General features: G+C 56.2%; 1 protein-coding gene. It reads left to right on the plus strand.

The genetic code is table 11. The annotated features are described in order from the left end of the window. The coding region (locus ACRYR9_RS19750; RefSeq protein ID WP_432540227.1) for a ParB/RepB/Spo0J family partition protein at positions 1–755 on the plus strand (755 nt) is incomplete at both ends.

Raw genomic sequence — 755 nt, forward strand, 5'->3', positions numbered from 1 at the left:
GTTGGTGGGCGCAAGAGCATCGCAATTGCCGATTGCGTCTCGAACCCGTACAACCCTCGCGTCTTCTATCCAGAGGCGAAAATCCAAGAGTTGGCCCTAACCCTTCAAAGGGAAGGCCAAATTGAGGCCATCAAGTTCACGCGCCTACCTCAGTTCCCTGGCAAGTATGTGATCATCGACGGCGAGCGTCGGCTGCGTGCGAAGAGATCGCTGGGCGAGACGCACATCGATGCCGAAGAACGTCATGACGTACTGCCCATCGACCTCTACACCACGGCTTACCGAGCGAACAACGACCACGAGCGGCAGTCAATCTTCGATGACGCGATTGCGTGGCAGCAATTGATCGAGCAACAGGTGGTCGCGGATCAAAATTCGCTGGCTGAGAAGGTCACCAAAGACAAGGCATACGTCAGCAAGGTTCTTTCGCTGAACGCACTGCCGAGAGCCATTCTAGAGCGCATGGCAGAAAGTGCTGATCGTGTGGGGTTGCAGGCGGCCTACTGCCTCAAGTTGATCTTCGACCGTGTCGGGGAGGAAGGCGCTGATCGTCATCTGACGGCAGTTATCGAAGGCAAGAGAACGGTGCGCGAATTGGAGCTCATCTTGCGCAACCTGCAAGGCCCGGGCGCTACCGCGAAGCGAAGTCGCACTCGCTACCACCAGCTTTTCGATTTCAAAGCTGATGGTGTGCAGCGCGGCCAACTTAAGACATTTCCTGACGGCCGAATTACCTTGGAGCTGAAGGAAATTCC

The sequence above is a fragment of the Kineococcus auxinigenes genome (genome assembly GCF_050871525.1).
Lineage (GTDB): Bacteria > Actinomycetota > Actinomycetes > Actinomycetales > Kineococcaceae > Kineococcus.